Annotated in this window: 20 protein-coding genes and 1 tRNA gene; 9 read left to right on the top strand and 12 right to left on the bottom strand. The window is 28.6% G+C overall.

From position 1 onward, the window contains the following. Positions 1-229: 229 nt before the first annotated feature. From SY27_RS04440 to SY27_RS04420, 5 genes are all read right to left on the bottom strand, one after another. Positions 230-3,013 carry an outer membrane beta-barrel protein gene (locus tag SY27_RS04440; protein WP_045967618.1) on the bottom strand — a complete coding sequence of 928 codons (2,784 nt, stop codon included), beginning with the start codon at positions 3,011-3,013 and terminating at the stop codon, positions 230-232. A gap of 93 nt (positions 3,014-3,106) precedes the next feature. Further along, positions 3,107-4,228: a 3-isopropylmalate dehydrogenase gene (gene leuB, locus SY27_RS04435; RefSeq protein ID WP_045967617.1), complete on the bottom strand. Its 1,122-nt coding sequence runs from the start codon at positions 4,226-4,228 to the stop codon at positions 3,107-3,109. A 13-nt stretch (positions 4,229-4,241) separates the two neighbouring features. Next, positions 4,242-4,844 carry a 3-isopropylmalate dehydratase small subunit gene (gene leuD / locus SY27_RS04430; RefSeq protein ID WP_045967616.1) on the bottom strand — a complete coding sequence of 201 codons (603 nt, stop codon included), beginning with the start codon at positions 4,842-4,844 and terminating at the stop codon, positions 4,242-4,244. Continuing rightward, entirely contained in the window at positions 4,845-6,230 is a 1,386-nt protein-coding gene (gene leuC, locus SY27_RS04425) for a 3-isopropylmalate dehydratase large subunit (protein WP_045967615.1), read from the bottom strand. It lies immediately after the preceding gene. A gap of 6 nt (positions 6,231-6,236) precedes the next feature. Then, positions 6,237-7,403, bottom strand: a complete 1,167-nt coding sequence (locus SY27_RS04420) for a 2-isopropylmalate synthase (protein ID WP_045968266.1) — start codon at positions 7,401-7,403, stop codon at positions 6,237-6,239. A gap of 156 nt (positions 7,404-7,559) precedes the next feature. Between SY27_RS04420 and SY27_RS04415 the strand changes: the two genes are divergently transcribed. The 3 genes from SY27_RS04415 to SY27_RS04405 all read left to right on the top strand — a co-directional run bounded on the left by SY27_RS04415 (position 7,560) and on the right by SY27_RS04405 (position 12,172). Then, positions 7,560-9,104, top strand: coding sequence for a hypothetical protein (locus SY27_RS04415; protein WP_045967614.1), 1,545 nt, complete (start codon positions 7,560-7,562; stop codon positions 9,102-9,104). Between the two features lie 137 nt (positions 9,105-9,241). Then, the gene (locus SY27_RS04410; protein WP_045967613.1) at positions 9,242-11,122 is read left to right on the top strand and encodes a T9SS type A sorting domain-containing protein; all 1,881 of its coding nucleotides are present in this window, start codon (positions 9,242-9,244) and stop codon (positions 11,120-11,122) included. A gap of 186 nt (positions 11,123-11,308) precedes the next feature. Further along, on the top strand, positions 11,309-12,172 hold the full coding sequence (locus SY27_RS04405; RefSeq protein ID WP_045967612.1) for a T9SS type A sorting domain-containing protein: 864 nt from the start codon (positions 11,309-11,311) through the stop codon (positions 12,170-12,172). A gap of 53 nt (positions 12,173-12,225) precedes the next feature. On the opposite strand, the gene der is transcribed toward SY27_RS04405, so the two are convergent. After that, complete coding sequence (gene der / locus SY27_RS04400) at positions 12,226-13,536, bottom strand: ribosome biogenesis GTPase Der (RefSeq protein WP_045967611.1); 1,311 nt, start codon at positions 13,534-13,536, stop codon at positions 12,226-12,228. Positions 13,537-13,743: 207 nt separating this feature from the next. Between der and SY27_RS04395 the strand changes: the two genes are divergently transcribed. Further along, positions 13,744-14,235, top strand: coding sequence for a hypothetical protein (locus SY27_RS04395; protein WP_045967610.1), 492 nt, complete (start codon positions 13,744-13,746; stop codon positions 14,233-14,235). Positions 14,236-14,237: 2 nt separating this feature from the next. Here SY27_RS04395 and era read toward each other — a convergent pair whose 3' ends face one another. Further along, complete coding sequence (gene era, locus SY27_RS04390; RefSeq protein WP_045967609.1) at positions 14,238-15,122, bottom strand: GTPase Era; 885 nt, start codon at positions 15,120-15,122, stop codon at positions 14,238-14,240. Positions 15,123-15,237: 115 nt separating this feature from the next. Here era and SY27_RS04385 point away from each other — a divergent pair. The 3 genes from SY27_RS04385 to SY27_RS04375 all read left to right on the top strand — a co-directional run bounded on the left by SY27_RS04385 (position 15,238) and on the right by SY27_RS04375 (position 17,489). Then, positions 15,238-15,310 (top strand) — tRNA-Met (locus SY27_RS04385). A gap of 169 nt (positions 15,311-15,479) precedes the next feature. Beyond that, positions 15,480-15,677, top strand: a complete 198-nt coding sequence (locus tag SY27_RS04380) for a hypothetical protein (RefSeq protein ID WP_045967608.1) — start codon at positions 15,480-15,482, stop codon at positions 15,675-15,677. 429 nt (positions 15,678-16,106) lie between these two features. Then, positions 16,107-17,489 carry an SPFH domain-containing protein gene (locus SY27_RS04375; protein ID WP_045967607.1) on the top strand — a complete coding sequence of 461 codons (1,383 nt, stop codon included), beginning with the start codon at positions 16,107-16,109 and terminating at the stop codon, positions 17,487-17,489. 297 nt (positions 17,490-17,786) lie between these two features. Here SY27_RS04375 and SY27_RS04370 read toward each other — a convergent pair whose 3' ends face one another. The 4 genes from SY27_RS04370 to SY27_RS04350 all read right to left on the bottom strand — a co-directional run bounded on the left by SY27_RS04370 (position 17,787) and on the right by SY27_RS04350 (position 20,830). Next, positions 17,787-18,458: a response regulator transcription factor gene (locus SY27_RS04370; RefSeq protein ID WP_045967606.1), complete on the bottom strand. Its 672-nt coding sequence runs from the start codon at positions 18,456-18,458 to the stop codon at positions 17,787-17,789. Position 18,459: 1 nt separating this feature from the next. After that, a complete protein-coding gene (locus tag SY27_RS04365) occupies positions 18,460-19,224 on the bottom strand; it encodes a sensor histidine kinase (RefSeq protein ID WP_045967605.1) in 765 nt (254 codons plus the stop codon). A 675-nt stretch (positions 19,225-19,899) separates the two neighbouring features. Then, the gene (locus tag SY27_RS04355) at positions 19,900-20,220 is read right to left on the bottom strand and encodes a hypothetical protein (protein ID WP_045967603.1); all 321 of its coding nucleotides are present in this window, start codon (positions 20,218-20,220) and stop codon (positions 19,900-19,902) included. A 118-nt stretch (positions 20,221-20,338) separates the two neighbouring features. Beyond that, positions 20,339-20,830, bottom strand: coding sequence for a hypothetical protein (locus SY27_RS04350; RefSeq protein WP_045967602.1), 492 nt, complete (start codon positions 20,828-20,830; stop codon positions 20,339-20,341). Between the two features lie 231 nt (positions 20,831-21,061). Here SY27_RS04350 and SY27_RS04345 point away from each other — a divergent pair, with 231 nt between their 5' ends. Then, entirely contained in the window at positions 21,062-21,532 is a 471-nt protein-coding gene (locus SY27_RS04345; RefSeq protein ID WP_045967601.1) for a DUF1761 domain-containing protein, read from the top strand. A gap of 76 nt (positions 21,533-21,608) precedes the next feature. After that, positions 21,609-22,754 (top strand): GNAT family N-acetyltransferase, encoded by a 1,146-nt coding sequence (locus SY27_RS04340; RefSeq protein ID WP_045967600.1) that lies wholly within the window; start codon positions 21,609-21,611, stop codon positions 22,752-22,754. 41 nt (positions 22,755-22,795) lie between these two features. Here SY27_RS04340 and SY27_RS04335 read toward each other — a convergent pair whose 3' ends face one another. Next, complete coding sequence (locus SY27_RS04335) at positions 22,796-24,715, bottom strand: ABC-F family ATP-binding cassette domain-containing protein (protein ID WP_045968264.1); 1,920 nt, start codon at positions 24,713-24,715, stop codon at positions 22,796-22,798. Between the last annotated feature and the right edge of the window lie 14 nt (positions 24,716-24,729).

Genomic DNA, 24,729 nt, shown 5'->3' with positions numbered 1-24,729 from the left:
GAACAATTATGTTCATCTTTTTTATTTTCACAATACCTATTTTAACATTAAAAAACAAAAACACTCTATATAAAGAATATCTTTCTATATTCAAAAAAGAAAATCATCAAAATAGTTCCCAATACTTATAGAGAACTTTGTGTGATTTTAATCTCTTAACAACTAACCATTAGAAACTACAGCAAAACATTTAAAAAAATGTAGAGAATCATAAAATAAATCATTCTATTTAATCCATCATGAAATGAGTTTTCTTCTTATCTTTTCCTCCAAATTTTTCTAGTTTATACGTTAAAGAAAACATTACATATTGTTGTAAAACTGTATTTTCTGTATCTGTAATAGCAGTAGGAGTAATTGTTCGGGTTGCATTTACATTCTGATTTAATAAATCATATACTTTTACTTTTGCTAGTAATTGATCTTTAAAGAAATTATATCCTAAACTAGCATTCCATAAATAAAAATCTTTTTGGAAACCATCTGCTATATTAGAATTATATGTATATCCAAAATCATTTCCTAGAACAATGTTTTTTGGCCAATATGTTGTGGCTTCAATTTTAAAAATATGTCTGTAGTTATTTGAATTATCAATCACATAGTTCTTAAATGAAGTAGTATTATAACTGTATTTATATGTAGGCGAAATGGTTATAAGATCTTCTATTGAATATGAAAAGTTAACTCTTGGATTTAATTGTATTCCTCTAGCTTCATACAATGCTGCGTTTGTTAATCCTTGATTTAGATTATAATTCACCCCTATTCCTAAACCATATTTTATGATTCTCTTTTCTTTCTTATAAGATTTATTTAAATTAAATCCTGTGTAAAAATTATAAGTCTGATCTATATTTTGATAAGTTGTATTTGCTTTAAAATCGCTATCATAAACTGTTGAACTTACTATTTGATTTTTGTTTAAACTTCCTCCAAAATAACTATAAAAACCAGAACGTGTAGCATAATTATAATTATTAAAATTAAAGTACAAATTATGATTTTCTACAGGTTTTAAGAAAGCATTACCAGTAATAGTATTTAATGGATTGGCTAAATTTTCAAAAGGTAATAATTGCTCCGCGGAAGGCAGATTTACATTATAAGTATAGCGACTGTAAATTGACTTGGATTTGGCTACCTTATAATTCAAATAGGCTCTTATATTAGGATACATATAATTATTCTTTAATATAGTAACTGCACCTAAATAAATGGATTGATTGTCATAATTTAAAAAATCGGTACCAAAATCCATATTCAATTGGTATTTACTTTTTTTGATAGTAATTCCTACCGTACCATTAAAGGTATTGGTTCTTGAAAAAATTTGATTGGATAACAAATCATTATAATCAGTATAAGTATTTGTGGAGGCATCAAAATCAAAAGTAGCTTTATCATTTCTAAAGCGTTGGGTTTTAAAAGAAGTTTCAAAACTCAATTTTAAAGAATCAGTAATCGGTTCTGAATAGCCAACTTCAAACTCTAACATGTCCATTTTATCTGTATCCAATCGATTCTGATTTCTACTATCATCAGGATTTCCTGATTGATAAAAAACGGTATTGGTATTCGTATTTAAATTCGTTTCATTATTACTATATTCATTATTCATAGTAAAACTCATCCCTCTACCCTTACGTTTCAGTTTTTTATAGAGATACAAGTTATTGGTAAAACTAGAACGTTCCACATCTTGGAAATTATTCGTTGTATTTTCGTTCAACAAGACATTCTCACTGTCAAAAGAACTTGAAAAACTGGAGTATTGATCTAAAGTTTTATTTTTAGACACATAGGGAGACAAATACAGTGTTGTTGTAGAATCTATTTTAACTTCTATATCGAAGTTGATTGCATGACCAGTATTGTCTGTTTTTGTATTCGATTCTGAATTAGTACTTGTATTACCAGTAGGTAAAAGATTAATTCTTCCTGTTCGATTTCTGTTTTCTGTGATGGAGTTTGTATAATAATAACTTCCATTTGGGTCTACTTTTTTATTAAACCATTCGTCAGAAAAGTTTACACCAAGCATATTCGATTTTGTAATCCCTGAATTGCCACCAAAACGCATTCCATTAATTCCGAAACTTCCATTACTATTAATATATACCGATTGATTTCTCCCACCACCCATATTATCAAAAATCTCATCCATGGAAAAGCCTACAGAGTTAATATTATTAGAAGAACCTAAAACACTTATCTTTTGAGTGTCTTTAAAATAATTAAATAACACACTGGATTCATAGCGATCATCGGTTCCGTAACCTGCTGTTGCTTTTCCAAACATTCCTTTATTTTTATCTTCCTGAATGGTAAGATTTATGGTACTTGCATTTTCACTTGCTACGGTTCCTGATAGTTCTTCTTCTTTTGTTTTAGTATCTGTTACTTGAACTTTATCTATTATTTCTGCTGGAAGATTTTGTGTTGCAATTTTACCATCTTTTCCAAAAAAGGGTTTACCGTTTACAAGTATATTATTAACTTCTTTTCCATTTACAGTAATCTTCCCTTCTTCATCTATTTCAACACCTGGTAATTGTTTCAATAACTTTTCTACATTAGCATCTGGAGTTACTTTAAATGATGAAGCGTTAAATTCTAATGTATCTGTTTTTATTACAATAGGTGGAATTTCTGATTGTACTACAACTTCATTTAATGAAGATACATTTTCTTCTAAATAAAGATTTCCTAAATCATGGTCCTTTGATAATGTTTCAAATTGTTTTTTATATTCTTTATAGCCATTATAAGAGATCTTTAAAAAAACAGGATAATTGATTCCTTTTAATTTAAAATTAAAATTTCCGTTTTTATCAGAAATTGTATAATCTACTACTGTTGAATCACTTACTCTTGAAAAATAGATTGTTGCCGACTCTAGTGGTAATTTTAAACTTTCATCTAATAATTTTCCTGATACTGAAAAAGAATTTTGACTAAAACTAAAAAAAGAACATAACAATGCTAATAAGAAATAGCAAATTTTAAGCATAAAACAATATTTAGGTTAATTTATCTAATTAACTGCGAAATAAAGACTTTATTCCTAAAATAAGAAAAAACTCATAAAATTTAACTTTTTATTTTATATATATACTGATTTTCCTAATTTGATATTTTCAAAATGTGATTCGCTAATGGTTTCATCTGGTTTTAACAACATTTGAACAATTACATCTCCTATTTGCGATGTTGATGAAGGTGTTTCTTTGTTTATATCTACTGAAACAATATTTCTTTTTAATGTTTTATCTACAGCTATTCGAATTTGTTTCGCTTCATTATTTAATCCGAAATGTTCCAAAAGCATAGACGCGCTTAAAATGGAAGCAATAGGGTTTGCGATATTTTTTCCTGTTGCTTGTGGGTATGATCCATGAATAGGTTCAAACAAAGCAGTTCCGTTTCCTACTGAAGCAGATGCTAAAAGACCTATTGATCCTCCTATTACACTTCCTTCATCTGAAATGATATCGCCAAACATATTTTCAGTTAAAATAACATCAAACTGACTTGGATTTAAAATCATTTGCATAGCAGCATTATCTACAAATAAAAAATCTAAAGTTACATCTGAATATTCTCTTGAAATAGATGTAACAATTCTTCTCCATAATCTTGATGTTTCTAAGACATTAGCTTTATCAATTAGTGTTACTTTCTTTTTTCTAGTTTGCGCTGCTTTGAAAGCTAAATGTGTAATTCTTTCTATTTCTAACTTAGAATACTCACACAAATCGGAAGCAACTGTTCCATCTTCACTTATTTTTTTCTGTCCGAAATAAATTCCACCTGTTAATTCTCTATAAATAACCATGTCTGTTCCTTGAATAATTTCTCGTTTCAATGGAGATTTATCTAGCAATGAATCATAAGCATTAATTGGACGAATATTGGCAAACAACCCTAACTCTTTACGCAATTTCAATAATCCTTGTTCTGGTCTCACTTTAGCATCTGGATTATTGTCATATTTTGGATCACCAATGGCTCCAAATAAAACAGCATCACTCTCTCTACAAAGATTTAACGTTTTCTCGGGTAATGGATTCTCTGTTTCGTCTATTGCAATAGCACCAACTAAGGCTTCTTGAAACTCAAAATTATGTCCATATATTTCAGCTATTGTTTTTAACACTTTTATGGATTCTTGTGTTACTTCAGGTCCTATTCCATCACCTGATAAAACTGCTATTTTTAAATTCATATTTTCTCTGTTTTTAAATAATTGTAGTTGCTATTCTATTTTTTTCAAAAGTTTCAATCTTTTCTTTATTACTGATTAAGAAATCAATATCATCATAACCATTTATCATGCATAGTTTTTTATATGTATCGATTTCAAATGTCTCTTTCAAGGCTGTGTTTTCAACTTCTAAAGTTTGGGCTTCTAAATCAACAACTAATTTAATATCTGGAGTATTTTGTATTACTTCCAAAACATCTTTCAAAAACTCTGGAGAAACTTGTATAGGTAATAATCCATTATTTAGCGCGTTTCCTTTAAATATATCTGCAAAATAACTCGATACAATTACTTTAAATCCGTAATCTGTTAATGCCCAAGCTGCATGTTCCCTACTACTTCCACAACCAAAATTATCTCCTGCTACTAGTATTTTTCCTGAATATTTTGGGTTATTCAAAACAAATGATGTTATCGATTGATTATTATCATTATATCTCCAATCTCTAAAAAGGTTATTTCCAAAACCTATTTTATTCGTCACTTTTAGAAACCGAGCAGGAATTATTTGATCTGTATCTATATTTTCAACTGGTAAAGGAACTGCTGTTGAATATAGTCTTGTAAACTTTTCCATTTAGTTTAAATATTGGGTTATATCAATAATTTTTCCTTCTACAGCAATTGCTGCTGCTAATAAAGGACTTGAAAGTAATGTTTTTGAGCCTTGTCCTTGCCTTCCTTCAAAATTTCTGTTTGACGTAGATACACAATATTCTCCTGCTGGAATTTTATCATCATTCATAGCTAAACATGCTGAACATCCTGGCTGGCGAATTTCAAAACCTGCTGTTTCAAAAATAGTTTTCAACCCTTCCTCTTCTATTTGTTTTGCCACTTGTTGTGAACCAGGAACTATTAAAGCGTTTACATTCTTTGCTTTTTGCTTTCCCTCAATATATTGTGCCGCAATCCTAAAATCTTCAATACGAGAGTTTGTACAACTTCCTATAAAGACATAATTAATAGGTTTATCTATTAAAGATTCTCCTTTTTTAAATCCCATATAGTCTAGCGCTTTTTGAAATGATACATCTTCTAAATCTGGAATAGTTTCATTTACTTTTATTCCCATTCCTGGATTTGTACCATACGTAATCATTGGAGCTATAGATTCTGCATTAAAGTGATATTCTTTATCAAAAATAGCGTCTTCATCTGTAGGCAATGTTTTCCAATAAGAGATTTTTTCTTCTAATTCAATTCCTTTTGGTGCAAATTCTCGACCTCTTATGTAGTCAAAAGTAACCTCATCAGGAGCAATCATTCCGCCACGAGCTCCCATTTCGATGCTCATATTACAAACTGTCATTCTTCCTTCCATTGACATTTCTTCAAAGACGTTTCCTGCATATTCACAAAAATATCCTGTTCCAGAATTAGTCCCGATTTGTGATATAATATATAGAATAACATCTTTTGGTGTTACTCCTTTTCCTAATTTTCCATTTACATTGACACGTAAGCTTTTAGGCTTATTTAATAATAAACATTGACTTGCAAAAACCTGTGCTACTTGACTAGTACCTATTCCAAAAGCGATTGTTCCAAAAGCTCCATGAGTTGATGTATGACTGTCTCCGCAAACCATAGTCATTCCAGGTAATGTTATACCTAATTCTGGAGCTATAACATGAACTATTCCTTGATATTTATGACCTAATTCATAAAGTGTAATATTATTTTTCTTGCAATTTTTAGTTAATTGTTCTAATTGATTCTTAGACAGTTCATCTTTTATAGGTAAATGTTGATTTTTTGTAGGCACATTGTGATCTGCTGTAGCAACGATTTGATTAGGGCGAAAAACAGGAATTCCTCTCTCTTCTAACTCCTCAAATGCCTGAGGGCTTGTTACTTCATGAATTAAATGTTTGTCTATATATAATATTTGTGGTCCATTTGGCACTTCACTAACTACATGACTATCCCAAACTTTATCAAACAAGGTTTTCTTTTTCATTTTTATTTATGCTAAAATTCCTATTTTACTAGTTTCAATAATAAAATGTACATCATCATCTATTATCTCTTTCTTCCTATCCGCTACTTTTAAAAACTCTCTGTATACCACATCTAGCTGAAGCTTAGTTAATTCATATCCTATTTTTTTTGCTCTATAAGCTAATGCTGCTCTTCCACTTCTCGCTGTTAAAATAATTGATGATTCATTTACTCCTACATCTGCTGGGTTGATAATTTCATAGGTTTCTCTGTTTTTTATCACGCCATCTTGGTGAATTCCTGAACTATGAGCAAAGGCATTTGCTCCTACAATAGCTTTATTGGGCTGAACAATCATTCCCATACTATCTGAAACTAAGTGACTTATTTCGTTTAACAGTCTTGAGTTTATATGAGTATCTAGTCCTAATGCTGGATGTTGTCTTAGGATCATCACCACTTCTTCTAATGAAGTATTTCCTGCTCTTTCACCTATTCCGTTAATTGTGCATTCAACTTGCCTTGCTCCATTTATTACACCTGCAATAGAATTAGCTGTTGCTAATCCTAAATCGTTATGACAATGACAAGAAAGAATAGCTTTTTCAATGCCTACAACATTCTCACTTAGGTATTTCATTTTTGCGCCATATTCTTCTGGTAAACAATAACCCGTTGTATCTGGAATATTCAATACTGTAGCTCCTGCTTTAATCACTTCACTACATACTTCTGCTAAAAAATCATTATCTGTTCTTCCAGCATCTTCTGCATAGAATTCTACATCATCTACAAATGTTTTTGCATAAGTTACCGCATTTACTGCTCGTTCAATAATTTCTTCTTTTGAAGCATTAAACTTATACTTCATGTGAGAATCTGAAGTTCCAATTCCTGTATGAATTCTAGGGTTTTTAGCGTATTTTAATGCTTTTGCTGCTACTTCTATATCGTTTTTCACAGCTCTTGTGAGTGCACAAACTGTTGCATTTTTAACTATTTTAGCAATAGATTGAACAGATTCAAAATCGCCTGGACTGGAAACTGGAAATCCTGCTTCAATAACATCTACTCCTAATTCATCTAAATGCTGAGCAATAATCAATTTTTGCTCTTTATTTAATTTACAACCTGGAACTTGTTCTCCATCTCGCAAAGTAGTATCGAAAATTTGTACTTTCTGATTCTCCATAAAAAGAATTATTAAACTTAATTTTAATTTATGAATACAAATTTATACTTTGCTTCTTCTGAGAAGACTATTTAAAAATTCCTTTTACGGTATTAAAAGCAACTAAACAAAAAATAAATTATTGATTTTCAATTATATACATTTAAAAATTTTACAATGGCAAACGGATCTAAAGACAATCTTTTTATATTAATAAAGTCTCTTTCTAGGTCAGAAAAAAGACAATTTAAGCTTTATGCAAACAGGCTTGATGTAAATGAAAATGCGAAATTTTTATTATTATTTAATCTTCTAGATAAAATAGATGAATACAACGAAACTATTATATTAAAGAGTAAAATTGTCACTAAACTTCAATTATCAAACTTAAAAGCACATTTATATAAACAAATATTAATTAGTTTACGAATGAATCCGGTAAATCAAAATATCCGTATTCTAATAAGGGAACAACTTGATTTCGCTACTATTTTATATCATAAAGGGTTATATAAACAAAGTTTAAAAATTTTAGAAAAAGCCAAAATAATGGCACTTGAAAATGAAGAAAAAAATATTGCCTATGAAATTGTTGAATTAGAAAAAGTTATTGAATCTCAATATATAACAAGAAGCATAATAGGAAGAGCAGATGAATTAACCATTCAAGCAAAAGAATTGAGTCAACAGAATGTGATTACTAGTAAATTATCTAATTTATCACTGCAATTATATGGTATCATGCTAAAAAGTGGTTATGCGAAAAGCGATGCTGAAATGAAATTAATAACTGATTATTTTAATAATAGTTTACCAAAATATACCATTTCAGATTTAGGTTTTAGAGAGAAACTTTGGCTTTACAAAGCTCATTTATGGCATAGTTTTTTAATTCAAGATTTTTTATCTTGTTATAAGTACTCTAAAAAATGGGTTGATTTATTTTATTCTAATTCTAAAATGATTTCTTTAAATCCGGTTTGGTATATTAAAGGAATTAATTATTTATTAGAGTGTTTATACTTGATAAAACACAAAACTTTTTTTAAAGAAACTTTAGAAAAATTTGAAGAAACCATCAATCATGAATCATTTCCTAAAAATGATAATATTAACATCTTAACTTTTTTATGTATTTATAATAGTAAGTTTAATTTACACTTTTTAGAAGGCAATTTTGAAGAAGGTTTATATTTGGTAAATGAGGTTTTAAAAGATCTGAAAAGCAAACAAGATAAAATTGATGAACATCACGTTATGGTTTTTTACTATAAAATTGCTTGTCTATATTTTGGAATAGGAAATAATTTAAAATGTATTGAATTTCTTCAAAAAATTATTGACAATCGAAATTTATCAATGAGAGAAGATTTGATGTGTTTTGCTAGGGTTTTAAATCTTGTTGCGCATTATGAAGCTTGTTTAGATTATAAATTAGAAATTCAATTAAAAAGTACTTATAAATTTTTAATAAAAATGAATGATCTTCATGAAGTTCAACGAGAAATGATTAAATTCCTAAAAGGATTAGGCTCCATTTATCCACATCAATTAAAAGGTGAGTTTAAAAAACTTCATACTTGTTTAAAACAATATGAAAATCATCCTTATGAAAAAAGAGCCTTCCTTTACTTAGATATTATATCATGGTTAGAAAGTAAGATTGACAACAAACCATTAATTAATATCATCAAAGAAAAAGCTGCAAATACTATTCGATAAACCTAAAAATCTTTTAATTAAGGTCGTTTAACCCTAAAAAAAGGGGGAATTCATCTTGAATTGTTTTTTAAATATTTCCAAAATTTGCACTGTGTACACAACAGAACAAATAATAAATAATTTAATTCAATTTTAAAATGAAAAATCTATTTACTAAAATTTTATTCCTCATTTGGGGAGTTACAAATGCGCAATGCATTACAAATGGAACTTTAAATAGTACTTGTCAAGGTGATGGATACAACTCCTCATCATGTGTTCAAGGTTGGCAAGCTAGTCATGGAAGCCCTAGTGTTTTTGGAACTGTAAATGCAAACACTTGGGTTTGGTTATGGTCTCACTCAAACATAGGTGAAGGAATTTTCACTAATTATAACTTTGTAGCTGGTAGAACGTATCAAATTTCCTTTAGAGTAAGGACAAGTACTAACGTTAGCAATCCAAATAACACAGTATTAAATTCTACTGCAAATGTAAGAGCTGTAAGTGGTTTAACAACAACTACATCAACAACCATTCCTGGAGCGCTAAGCGGAGGACAACTTGTATGGCAAAACACAATAGGCTCAAATATTAATAATTGGTCTACAGTAAATGTTAGTTACACACCTTCTCAAAACAACACTCAACTTTGTTTCTATCCATTAATGACAGCCAATTCTGGTTCAAACGGAAGAGCACAAATTCAAATGGAAGTAGATGATATTACAATTACACCACCTGTAACTTCTGTATTTCACTTTGAAGATGCTAATAACAATATGAAAACAGACTTTTGTTTTGGAGAATCTATCTTTTTAGACGGAACAGCTTCGTTTGGTGAAAATCAATACTATTTAGATGTATGGAGAAGACCTATTGGTTCAACAGGCGCTTTTCAATGGCAAGCTCAATTAGGAGGAAATGGTTGGACACAAGGGCAATTAGGCACTTTAAACTTAACCTCTATTTTTAATGGTCAAGGCTATTCTTTTGTGGCTGGATATGAATATCAAATAAAAGTAGCAACATCTTCTTCTCCGTGTGTAGGTTGGGTTCCTACTACTCATGAATTTAGAGTTTTAAATTCAGATGCTTCTTCTAACTTTACTTTTAATTCATTTTGCGCACCAGACGGGACGATTACTGTAACAGTAACAGCAAGTGATACATCTGCAGGTTTAAATCACTGGTGGGGATTAATTGAAACATCAATTCCAAATTCTACAACTGATCCTAACAGTTCACAAGTAGGTGCTACACAAAGTGGAAACACAACTACTTTTACAGGATTATCAAAAGACAAAAACTATTATATAAAACATGGTGTCTATAATAGTTGTGTTGCTTGGAGAGAATCTAGAACAGCACTACCGAAAACAGCTTCTTGGTCTGGTTATACAACTAATTTCACAATTAACGCATCAAATGTTGGAAATAATGTATCTGTCACAGCGATTGCTAATTCAAATCCTGTTTTTGTAAATCATCATTGGTCTATTTCATACGCTCCAAATGGGAATACATCAGGAAACAACCCTGTTCCAGGAAATCCTATTATATGTTGTAACTCTTCTTCTGCTACATTTAATACAAACTTAATTATAAATGAATGGTATTATATTAAGCATGGCATTTGGAATGATTGTGCTGAATGGGGAGAAACAAGAAAAGCTTTTAGAATTGTTGTTCAAAAATTATCTACAAATGGAACACCTAATTATGTTGTAGAAACAAAAGATGTAAAAGAAGTTTCTATAGAAAATTTAAACAAGAAATCAGATAATACTATTATTGAACAACTTTCACCTAATCCTACTACAAAAGGGAGTACTTGCTCTTTTACAACAGACTCTAAAAATGTAGATGAAGTTATTATAATGGATTTATTAGGGAAAACAAGTTCAGTAAAATTTTCTATTAAAGATTCAAATACAATTACATTTTCATTAAACGATTCTTTTACAAAAGGAATTTATGTAATAAAAGTGGTTAAAAAAGATAATACTGTATCTACTAAAAAATTGATTATAGAATAATTACTTCTTATTAACTTTCAAAAATAAGAGCTGGCTAAATAGTCAGCTCTTATACTTTCATATAAAGACAATCCTATTAAAAAAAGGGTGTTTTTCCCCTTTTAAATAGGTCATTTCCATTGGTATTCTCTCATTAAAAGTCACAATATTTGTAATGTCAAACGAAAAAACTAAAATTCCAATAAAATGAAAAAAATAATCTTTACTTCAATCTTCTTTATTTTCTTTATAACAAGTAATTCCCAACAATTAACAAACGGAACCCTTAGTGGGACTTGTACCGGTAATGGCTTTAGTATACCTAGTTGTATTAAAGGTTGGTCTGCAAGTCATGGAACACCTACTGTCTTAGGAAATTTAGAAAATAATACTTGGGCATTATTAAGTGCGCATAAGAATAAAAGCGAAGGAATATTTACAAATTACAACTTCATTGCTGGAAAAACATATTATATTTCTTTAAAAATGAAAACTTATTCAAATATTAAAGAATACGACGGAAAGAATAACAGTATTATGGCAAACATAATTGCTACACATAAATTAGTGGCTTCATCTAATGAAAAAAAGCCTATAGCTTCTTCAAATAGTGAGATCATTTGGTCTAAAGCTATTACAAACGGGAAAGAAAATTGGGAAATTATAGAAATTGTTTTTAAACCTACAAAAAACAATACACAACTATGGTTTTTTCCTTCTATTAAAAACAACACTAAATTAAATGAAGAAGTAAAAGCTCAAATGGAAATTGATAATATTGCGATTAAAACTAATGAAAATCAAGAAATAACTATTAATACTAATGACGATTTTATCTTTCCAAATCCGATTCATAAAGGACAAACACTTCGCTTTTTAACAAATACAAAAACCATTAATGAGATTGTATTATTTAACTTCACAGGAGAAAAGCAAAATATAAATTTCAACACTGATGATGAAAAAACGATAAGTTTCTTAATTGATGATACTATTAAAAAAGGAATTTACACTCTTAATATTACTAGAAAAGATAATACAACTAGTAGAAAAAAATTAATTATTGAATAACTTAATGATTTCCCAATAAAAGAAAGGGCTTCCAAATTTGGAAGCCCTTTCTTTTATTTTTGTCTAAAATAAATATCAATTGGTACACCTGAAAAATTATAATTTTCACGCAATTTATTTTCAATAAACCTTTTATATGGATCTTTTACATACTGAGGCAAATTAGCAAAAAACACAAATTGAGGTGTTGGAGTTGGTAATTGCATACAATATTTAATTTTAACATATTTCCCTTTTAGTGCAGGAGGAGGAGTTGCTTCAATAATTGGCAACATTAAATCATTAAATTTAGAAGTTGCAATACGTTGTTTTCTATTTTCATATACTTCAACTGCTGCTTCTAATGCTTTCAATAAACGTTGTTTTGTAAGTGCTGAAACAAATAAAATAGGAACATCTGTAAAAGGCTGTAATTCTTCACGAATTTTTCTTTCATAATCACGTGTAGACATAGTATCTTTTTCAATTAAATCCCATTTATTAACTAAGATAACAATCCCTTTTCTGTTTTTTTCAGCTAACCAAAATATACTTTGATCTTGCCCTTCAAATCCTCTTGTGGCATCTATCATTAAAATACAAACATCGCTATGTTCTATAGCTCTTACTGATCGCATTACAGAATAAAACTCTAAATCTTCTTTTACTTTTGCTTTTCTACGAATTCCAGCAGTATCAACTAATTTAAATTCAAACCCAAAACGATTATAAGTAGTATCAATAGCATCACGAGTTGTTCCTGCTATATCAGTTACTACAAAACGATCTTCACCTATTAAAGCATTTATAAATGATGATTTTCCAGCGTTTGGTCTTCCTACAACTGTGAATCTTGGTAATGGATTTTCTTCTTCTACTACTTCTGGCAATTCTGGTAAAACTCTGACTAACTCATCTAACAGCTCACCTGTTCCACTACCATTCATTCCTGCAATAGTAAAATATTCCCCTAACCCTAATGAATAAAACTCTACAGCATCTTTCTCACGAGCTCCATTATCAACTTTATTTACTGCTAATATAATTGGTTTTGTTACTTTACGAAGTAACTTTGCTACTTCTGCATCCATTGGAGTTACACCTTCTTCAACATCAACGACAAAGATAATTGCATCTGCTTCATCTATTGCTAATTCAACTTGACGGCGAATTTCTCCTTCAAAAACGTCATCAGAACCTTTAATATAACCACCTGTATCAATTACAGAAAACTCTTTTCCATTCCACTCACTTTTTCCATAATTTCTATCACGAGTAACTCCACTTACAGAATCAACAATAGCATCTCTTCGTTTAATTAAACGATTGAAAAATGTTGATTTACCCACATTTGGTCTTCCTACTATGGCTACAATATTGTTCATATATTTATTTTTGAATGTGCAAAGATAATGATTAGAAATTATAAATTTGATGTTAGAATTATAAGTTTACATTATAACTCTGATAATTATTAGAAGTAGATGGTTATTTTTGATTTTAAAAAGATCACTTGAAAATATTCTAAGAAATATTAGTTTAGAAAATATTTTTGTAATTTAGTATCATGGATTAATCCTATTAACATATTTATGGATAAGAGCCTTAAACTTCGTTTTCGTTTTTACAATGTAACTAATAAGTCTATCGATATCATTAAAAAAGAGTTTGAGGATTTAAAAACTACTATTGAACCTGACTTTAAGATTAAAATAATAGACAATCATATTTGGCTAAGTATTGGTGTTTTAAAACGAGAAAAACATTCTCCACAACTACATCTTGAACTTGAAGAAATGGAAGACGGAAACACTGCAATAACTGGACTATATGGTCCTGATCCTGTTTTATGGACTTTCTTTATGTTCTTACATTTTATTATTGCAGGTGTTTTTATTATTTTTTCTATAATAGCTTATTCCAAATGGAAATTAAACCAAAAATTTATTCTAGATATAACAATAATGACATCTATGATTATTTTATGGATTTTTCTTTATTTTTTCGCAAGATTAAATAGAAAAAAAGGGATTCCGCAAATGGAAAAGCTAAAAGTTTTAATGGAAAAAGTAATTACTCCTTAAAATTATTTTTGATTGTAGCCAAATCTACGTAATTGGTATGCACTACTTCTCCAGTCTTTATTCACTTTAACATAAGTTTCAAGAAAAATTTGTTTTCCAAAGAATTTCTCTAAATCTTCACGAGCTTGAATTCCTACTTTTTTCAAAGCTCCTCCTTTATGACCAATTATAATTCCTTTTTGAGTTTCTCTTTCTACCATTATTACAGCACGAATTCTAATAATGTTATCATCTTCTTTAAACTCTTCTGTTTCTATCTCAACTGCATAGGGAATCTCTTTATCATAATTCAATAAGATTTTTTCACGAATTGTTTCATTAACAAAAAAACGTTCTGGTTTATCTGTTAAAGTATCTTTTGGATAAAAAGGTGGTGAAACAGGCAACAAAGCTATTATTCTATCAAAAACACCTTGGACATTGAAATTTTCAAGTGCCGAGATAGGGAAAATTTCTGCATTCGGTACTTTTTCAGTCCACAATGCTACTTGTTCTTCTAATTGTTCTTGATTCGATTTATCAATTTTATTCAGTAATAGTAATACTGGAATCTTAGAATGAACTATTTTATTAAAAAAAGCTTCATCTTTAAGTTCCTTCTCTCCTATTTCAACCATATAGATTAACACATCTGCATCTTCAAATGCGTTTTTCACAAACCCCATCATTGAACTTTGTAATTCATAAGCAGGTTTTATTATTCCAGGAGTATCAGATAATATCATTTGAAAATCATCTCCGTTCACAATTCCTAAGATTCTATGACGAGTTGTCTGTGCTTTACTTGTAATAATAGACAAACGCTCTCCTACTAATGCATTCATCAATGTAGATTTCCCAACATTTGGATTCCCGATAATATTTACAAATCCTGCTTTATGTTCCATGTGATAAAATTTATTTTACAAAGGTAGTCATATCAACTGAATAGAAGAAATTTTAAATTTTTATAGTCAAATATTTGTTTTTAAATATAATCGTTGTACTTTTGCACTCACAAATCGCGGGATAGAGCAGTAGGCAGCTCGTCGGGCTCATAACCCGAAGGTCACAGGTTCGAGTCCTGTTCCCGCTACTAAGAAACTCCAATTGAAAAATCGGAGTTTTTTTTATTTAAAAATATCTTCAATCCTACTCTCTTTTTGTGTTTTAACAAAATTTAACGTATTATTAAAAGAACGAATAAATTTACAATTCATTTTTTTATTATATTTATGTAATATAAATCTTAAATTTTTTAAATTATGTTACAAAAAATTTCAAAACTAGGTACTACATTAAACAGAGTAGAACAAAAAGCAATTCTTGGAGGAAATGGTCCAATTTGTCCAATAGAAGGAAACTATTGTCCTAATGATGCTGCAACTAGACCAATTAATTGTATTCCTCCAATTGCATTGTGTTGTCAAAACAACATTTGGGTTCCTTGCTATAATGTTTAGTTTATTTTTTTACTGCTCAATTAACCAAAAAAATTAAAATAAATATAAAGCTTCATATTTTTATGAAGCTTTTTTTATACAACATATCTATATTATCACTATTATTTATCATTTATTTCAACTAAACAACCATTACATATATTACTAAAAAACAAATACTTAATGTATTATTCAAAAATATTTCGCCTCTTATTGTAACTTTTTTATAAAACTTAACGTACAATATATACAAACCATTCTTTAATTTTTTTCAACACAAAAAATACTTAACCACTAGAAATTAATTTCTAAATCATACCAAAATCTCAATAAAAAAACAAAATCAAATATAAGTTTGACATGCTTTATATTGTCCAAAATTAACCAATATCAAAATTTCAACTAACACATTTTAATACAATCATTTATTAACCAATTAATTTATTTTATATGCTAACATTTTTAGGCTTTTTATTTGTAATTTTTGCAATTACTTTAACTTTTATGTATCCTTATTTCCGTAAGAAACATGAAGAGTTAAGCAAGAATAATATGAAAATCCCTCCTCATTTAACCTTCTTAACAATATGGGATTTTAAGTTAAGAGCTAGCCTTTTCGGTTTTGGTGTATTCATGCTATTATTAAGCGAATCTGTTATTTTCGCAAAAGAAGGTCACCAATATTATATCTTAAGTCCTACTGGTGCTAGATCGACAATTATGTCTCCAGGTATTAAATTTATTGTTCCTTTTAGTAAAATTCAAGAATGGGAAAAATTCATTGACATAAAGTGTGTTGCTTTAGACAAAAAAGGAAATTATAAACAAGATGTAACAGGGATTGAAGGTGTAATTCCAAATGGAATTAATGTCCGTTTTATTGACAAAGTAGATGCTAATGTTTATGCCTCTGTACGATTTGAAATGCCTAGTGATGATGAATCTTTTATTAAACTTGTTGAAACTTATAGACAACCTTCAAACTTAATAAATAACACTCTACTTCCTACTGTTTCAGAACAATTAAAAAATGTAACATTCATGTATTCTGCTGAAGATTATGTTTCAGGTTCTGCAACTGACTATAGAATGACGATTGAAGACGCTTTAAAGAACGGTGGGTTTGTTGTTAAAAAAGTAGAAGTTAGAGACACGATATATAATGAAATCGGTGTTGATTCTATTCTTAAAAAGAAAAGAGGAATAAAGGAAATCAATAAGTTTATCAGAAATGAAAAGATTTTTGTAAATGGTATTCCGAAACGAATCCCACATGAGATTAATGTAAATAAAATTATCACAGCTCAAGTAATCATTGATGATGTTGATTTAAACAAAGCTTTTGAAGATAAATTAAAACAACAACGTGATATTTCTGCTGAAAAAATCATTGAAATTCAGAAAGTTGAAACCGCAAGAGCTGCTCAACAACGTATTGTAGCAGAAGGAGAACGCGACAAAGCTGCTGAACGCGTAAAACAAGAAAAAATGCAAGTAAACACATTGATTGCAATTGAAACGAGAGTAAAAGAAGAAGAATCGAATAGACAATTAGCTGAAATTGCAGTAAAAACGGCAGAATTAGAGGCTAAAGCATTATTGATTAAAGAAAAAGCAGAAGCAGATGCTAATCGACTTAAAGTTAATGCAGGTTTAACACCTCAAGAAAGAGCTCAAATTGAAAAAGAAACACGCATTGGTGTTGCTCATGAATTGTCTAACATGCAAGTTCCTACAAATATGATTATAAATGGGAATAATGGAAACTCAAATTCAACTGAATCTTTATTACAAATAAAATTATTAAATGATATTACTAAAAAGCAGCAGTAATATTCTAGAAAATAATTATCCTTAATTTTAACACAGAAAAGCTTCATTTTATAAATGAAGCTTTTTAGTTTGTATAGGAAATCTTTTCTATTAAAAACAAAAAGCCCAACTCAAAAATGAGTTGGGACTTTGTAGCAGCTTGTATTTATAAAACATCTTAAACCACTGCTAAAAAACACTTAACTATCACTCCAAAGGTAAGTAGTATTATTATACTATGCAATACGTATAAATACGTATTTTTGGTGTTTTTTTGTACGTATAAATACGTACTTTTAGCAAAAAGGCGCTTTTTTTTCAAATTTCATCAATTGTAATTAACTGATGTCTTAAAGCAAAAATTACAACTCCAATAAAATTTTTTGCAGATGTTTTATCAATAATATGTTTTCTATGTGTTTCAACCGTTCTCACATTTATCCCTAAAACTTTAGAAATTTCTTTACTACTACTTCCCTTTGAAACTAACTTTATAATTTCAATTTCTCTTGTTGTTAAACAATTTTCATCAATTTCTACTAAATCCGTTTCTTCTCCATTGATTTTTTTATTATCCCAAAGCATAATTTCTCTAATTATACTTCCTAATTCTTGTCCAAAATAATAACCATTATCTTTAATACTAATAATTGCGGTTTGCAATTGATCTGGATCTGAATTTTTGGTGAAAAAGCCATGAGCACCTAATTCCATTACTTTATGAATACTTTCTTTTGTTGTTAATTGAGAAATAATGAGAACATAGATATTTGGATACTTCTCTCTCAAAACTTTACATGTTTGAAATCCATTCATTTCTGGCATTTGTATATCGAGTAATACTAAATCAATATCAATATCTTTTAAACTATCTAAGAATTCCTTCCCGTTGTTTGCCTGAAAGACAACTTGAATATCTTCAAATGAGTTTAACAAATGTGCTAAACTCTTTCTAAAAAGCTGGTGATCGTCTACAATTGCTACTTTCATTTTATTTCTTTTTTATGGAAATTAAAAATTGATTCCCTGTACTCACACTACTCTGTTTTAAACTAGCCTCAATAACTTTAAGCCTTGAACTTATATTCTTTAATCCTGTTCCTTTTGAAGTAGTATAAAGTGTTTTGAAATCATAAGGCTTACCATCTTCTGTAATTATAAGGTTATAAAAATCATCTATTAAATTTAGTTCAACATTACATTTTGTAATATCTCCATATTTAATCATATTTGTTGTAAACTCTTGTATAACTCTAAAAAGTTCATATGATACTTCATTAGACATTTCAAAAAAACTTACTTCAGAATGTATAAGGAAACAAGCACTTGTTTTTTTATTTATTCTATCAAAATAATCTTGAATTGCAACAATAAATCCTGCTGATTCTAACAACGGAGGCATTAATTTATATGAAACTAATCGTGTGTTTTCTAAAGCAGCTTCTACTCCTATCTTAATTTCTTCAAACAATGCTTTCTTTTCATCATCTTTCTCGCTTTTATACAGAACAGATAGAAAGTTACGAATTGCATTTAAATCACCTGAAACTCCATCATGAATATCTGCTGCAATTCTCTTTCGTTCTAATTTTTCGGATTCTAATGAAGTTTTAAGTAATAACTCAGCCTCTTTTCGTTTCATTTTCATAACATGTGTTTGATAGAAAACCGCTAAAAATAAAACAATTAGAACTAATAATGTAATTAATCCTGTGCCTATAAATATTAATGTATCGATTTGATTTGTGCCTTCCAAACTGCAAAAATTAATGTAACCCTAAGAATGAGGTTAAAAATAACGATTAAAACCCAATAATCAAGCAATTTTATTGAATCATCATTTATAATATAATCAGTCATGAGAAAAACCCAAAAGGTTCCTGTAAAATAAATCAATAGAGCAGAAACATAATAAAATTCAGGTCGAAGATACAAAGGTTTATCATCCCCTTTTTTGAAGACATCTAAAAACCACAAAAAACTGCTAACTAAAACCAGTAAAGTAATCGCAATATTCAAAGGTAAATCGTTCATTTCTCTTGACGAAGGAGACCAATTTATAAGTAAAAAACAAAATAGAGCCAAATAAATTATACCGTAAAAGATATATGTCTTTTTATATTGAAGAAATTTAAAATAAAAATACCAAATTGTGCAAAACTCAAGCAAAGAATATAATCTAAACCAATAGCTTGTATTTATTTTAAAAATATCTGTTCCTAAAAATTCATAAAAACTAGCAAATGCTAATAAAAAAATAAAAGGCAAAAAACACTTTGTTTCAATACTTACTTTTCTATTTAATAAATAAATAACAAAAGGAATAATTCCTAAAACACATACAAAATTTACAAAAACCTCATTATTCATAGATTTATAGCATAAGAAGAGTTACACAAAAAGAGAGTCATATGACTCTCTTTTTTTACCATTATTTTTCAAGAAAAAACGGACTTGTTGGATCACAATACTGCGGACATGGTTTTAGTTTATCCATTACAATGCCATCTGACATATCTTCTCCTTTTTCATCAACCCCAACAAGGACTGGTGCTAACCTTTCAGAAACTGCATCATATCCGTAATAAATACGAACTCCAATGCATCCTTCTTGCTTCAAAATTAAGTTTAAACTCTCTGACCCTACAAAAGAAGCTTTTATTTGTTCTGGAAACTTATATTTAAAAGTTTCTACTAATTTTTTTGCTTCATCTAAAGCAATTTCCGATCCTGAGCTTTGGCTAATCGACATATTTTTAAAAGTTTTGGATTAATCCCGACTAAGATATTCAATTTTCACAAGCTATTAAAAGAATAGTTTATTAATTTTAACATTTTTTTAAGTTTTTTAAAAAGCAAGTAATAATCTTTTAAATCTTAAAAAAAACCGTAAACAATGTGTAAAATTTAAAATGATTTTTTTTTAAAATTAAAGATTTCATTATCACCCACAATACACGAATTGAGATAAAACTAAATGAATAAATTATAAAATACTCAAAATCATAATCTAATAAAAAATTCAATAACATTGAACAGCTAAGATATCCTATTGAACAGAACATCGAATTAATGAAGATTCCAGATGGATTATCATTATATTTTGTATTTGAATGATGAAACATCAATACAAATGCAGAAATACTCACATTTATTAAGAACCAAAATGATGACATTATAAAACTAATACAAAAAATATAATAGAAATGTTTATCATATAAAAGTCGTTCATCTAGCATATCTATTAATTCTCCTTTAAAAAGAAAAAAGGCTATAAGGAAATAATATGTTTGTCCTAGTACAGAAAAAAATATTGTTTTCTTACTAATTTGTAATTCTTTTATTATTGAAATTAAATTCATTTTATAATTTAACACTATTACGTTTCTCCAAAGCTAAACACAATATAAACACAAATCAATACGTATAAATACGTATTTTTGGGTGTTTTTTATACGTATAAATACGTACTTTTCTATTTTTAACGGATTTTTTGTAAAAAAATAGCACTTAAAAACTCAACCATTTTTAGTGTTATTTTGCTTTTCTTTTTTAATTATATTTGATATAACTAATCATTAAAATCTAGTATCATGAATTTTTTAGCAATTTTAGTAGCTGCTTTAAGCACTTTTGCACTAGGTGCAATTTGGTATAATCCAAAAGTATTTGGAACTATTTGGATGAAAGAATCTGGAATAACTGAAGAACAAGCAAAAAAAGGAAATATGATTAAAATTTTTGGTTTTGCCTTTTTATTTGCTTTTCTAATTGCCTTTTTAATGCCTACAATTGTTATACATGAAACAGGTGTTATTCAGGCGGCAGGAGGAAATGAAAATGATCCTTTAGTAATTGAATTTTTAAAAACTCATGCTGGAAAGTTTAGATCTTTTAAACATGGTGTTTTACATGGTACAATTTTAGGTGTTTTTATTGCTTTACCTATTTTAGGAACTAATGCTTTGTTTGAACAACGTTCATGGAAATATATTTTTGTTAATGCTGGATATTGGATTGTTAGTCTTGCAATAATGGGTGGTATTATTTGCGCATGGAAATAAAATATTACATTTGTTTATATTTTAACATTTAATTATACTTTAGTCGTCCTATTTTTGTAGGGCGATTTTTATTACATTGGAAAACATATCATTTAATATATATACTGAAGTTTCTACTCTTCCAAGCAACTGGGACATTGTTTCTTCATCAAATCATTTCTTACAAAAACCTTACTTACAGGTTCTTCAGAATGCAGCACCATTAAATATGGAATGCTTTTACATTGGCGTTTTTGAAAATTCTGAATTAATAGGAGTTTCAATTGCTCAGTATTTAAATGTAAATAAACTTGAATCGTTTGGAGAAAGAGATAATTATTTAAAAACGTATATAAGGAATTTTATTTTTAAGAATTTCTGTTCTCATGTCCTCTTTTTAGGAAATAATATGATAACTGGTGAAAATAGTTTTACTTTCAAAAAGCAAGTTGAAACTAAATTAATCAGTAAAATACTAATAGATTGTACTGAGTATCTAATTCATTATTTTAAAAACAAAAAAACAAAAATTCACATTGTAACATATAAAGATTTTTATAAGGATTTTACTCAAGATTTGAAAAAATTTGATTTTAAATCGATTTATGAATTTAACACTCAACCTAATATGATTTTCAATTTACCCAAAGAATGGGAAAATAAAGAAAATTACATTAGTTCGTTTACCAAAAAATATCGCGATCAGTATAAAAGAGCACATAAAAAAATTGAAAAAATAAATACACAAGAGTTATCTTTAGAAGAAATTATTATACATGAAGAAAGAATATACAGTTTATATTATCATGTGGCTTTAAATGCTCCCTTTAATACTTTTTTCCTTTCTAAAAATCACTTTTCTTATTTTAAAAAACAATGTGGGAATCGTTTTAAACTTTTCGGATATTTTAAAGATGATCTTTTAGTTGGTTTTCATACTGTTTTATTAAATGAAGAAACTCTCGAGACTTATTTTTTAGGCTATGATGAGACATTTCAAAAGGAGCATATGCTATACTTAAATATGTTATACAACATGACAGAATTTGGTATAGAAAATAATTTCAAAAAGATTGTTTTTGGAAGAACAGCACTCGAAATAAAAAGCTCAATAGGCGCTAAACCAGTAGTGATGACTGGTTTTATTTATCATACTAATAAAATTATCAATAAATTAATGCCTAAAATATTTAGCAAGTTAGAACCTGAAATTACTTGGCAACAAAGACATCCATTTAAATAATCTACAAAACAAATTTGAACAAATCTATCTTATTTAATAGCCTAGCTTAAACCATCTATTTCTTCTTGTACTACCTCCCAATCTTCAAGTAGCTGATCTAATTCTTTCTTTTTCTTTTCATAAGCTGTAAAAAATGAAGCATTTTCAATCAATTTGTCATAGTTAGACGCTAATTCTTTATCATCTTTTTGAATACCTTTCTCTAACTCTTGAATTTGGCTTTCAATTTTACTTAATTTATTTTGAAGTGATTTCTGCTTTTTTTGCTCTTCATAAGATAAATTTTTCTTCTCTATTATTGCAGAATCTTTTTTATTTGGTTCAACATCTTTCTTTTCAATAGCTCGCATATCATTCGCATTTCGCTGTTCTAAAAAGAAATTAATATCACCTAGATATTCTTTTATTTTTTGGTCTTTAAATTCATAAGTAACATTTGCCAAACCTTGTAGAAAATCTCTATCATGCGAAACTAAAAGCAAAGTTCCTTCATATTTATTTAAAGCAGCCTTTAAAACGTTCTTAGATTTAATATCTAAGTGATTTGTTGGCTCATCCATTAAAAGCACATTTATAGGCTGTAAAAGCAATTTACATAGCGCTAAACGGTTTCTTTCTCCTCCTGAAAGCACTTTAACCTTTTTCTCCACATCATCACCTCTAAACAAAAAAGATCCTAACATATCACGAACTTTTGACCTATTTGAATCTAATGCTGCTTCAAGCATTGTATCTAGCAATGTTTTTTCACCGTCTAAATATTCCGCTTGATTTTGCGCAAAATATCCAACTTGAACATTGTGGCCTAATTTTATTGATCCTTGATATTCAAATTCGTTTACTATTGCTTTTATAAATGTTGATTTTCCTTGACCGTTTTGACCTACAAATGCTATTTTACTTCCTCTTTCTACTAAAAGTGAAATATCTTTTAAAATAGTTTTATGACCATAAGCTTTAGTTACATGTTCAGCTTCTATTACAACTCTTCCTGGAACTTGAGAAACTGGAAATGAAATATTCATAACCGAATTATCATCTTCATCAACTTCAATGCGTTCTACTTTATCTAATTTTTTAATTAAAGATTGTGCCATTGAAGCTTTAGATGCTTTAGCTCTGAATTTTTCAATTAACTTTTCTGTTTCTTCAATTTTTTTAGCTTGATTTTTCTGAGTAGCTAATTGTTTTTCTCTAATTTCTTCTCTTAAAACCAAATATTGTGAATACGGCTTATTGAAGTCATATGCTTTACCTAGTGAAATTTCAATTGTTCTATTAGTAACATTATCCAAAAACATTTTATCATGCGAAACAATAACTACAACACCTTGAAAATTTCTCAAAAATCCTTCTAACCAAATGATACTTTCGATATCCAAGTGATTTGTAGGCTCATCTAAAAGTAGAATATCATTAGACTGTAACAACAATTTAGCTAATTCAATACGCATTCTCCATCCTCCAGAAAATGTATTAGTTAAATTACCAAAATCTTCTCTTTTGAAGCCAAGCCCTAATAATATTTTTTCAGTATCACCTACGTAATTATAACCTCCTAATACTTCATAATGATGCGTTACATCGCTTAACTCTTCTATTAAAGCAGAATAGCTTTCACTTTCATAATCTGTTCTTGTGCCTAATTGATGATTAATTTCATCTATTCTAAGCTCAGCTCTTTTAATATCTTCAAAAGCTTGATAAGCTTCTTCCAAAACTGTTCTTCCTTCTTCAAAATCAATATCTTGACGAAGAAACCCCATTCTTACTTCTTTTTCTGTTGCAATTACACCTGAATCTGGTTTAAAATCACCAGCTAAAATTTTTAGCATAGTTGATTTTCCTGCACCATTTTTACCAACAAGTCCAACTCTGTCTCCTGAACCTAAACGAAATGTTACTTCTTCAAAAAGATAAGTACCACCAAAAGAAACCGATAAATTATGTATATTTAGCATTGTAGTTTTGTTAC

The sequence above is a fragment of the Flavobacterium sp. 316 genome, assembly GCF_000967805.1.
In the GTDB taxonomy this organism is placed as follows: domain Bacteria; phylum Bacteroidota; class Bacteroidia; order Flavobacteriales; family Flavobacteriaceae; genus Flavobacterium; species Flavobacterium sediminilitoris.
Note: the sequence above shows the minus strand (reverse complement) of the source record. Positions and strands in the feature narration are given on the sequence as shown.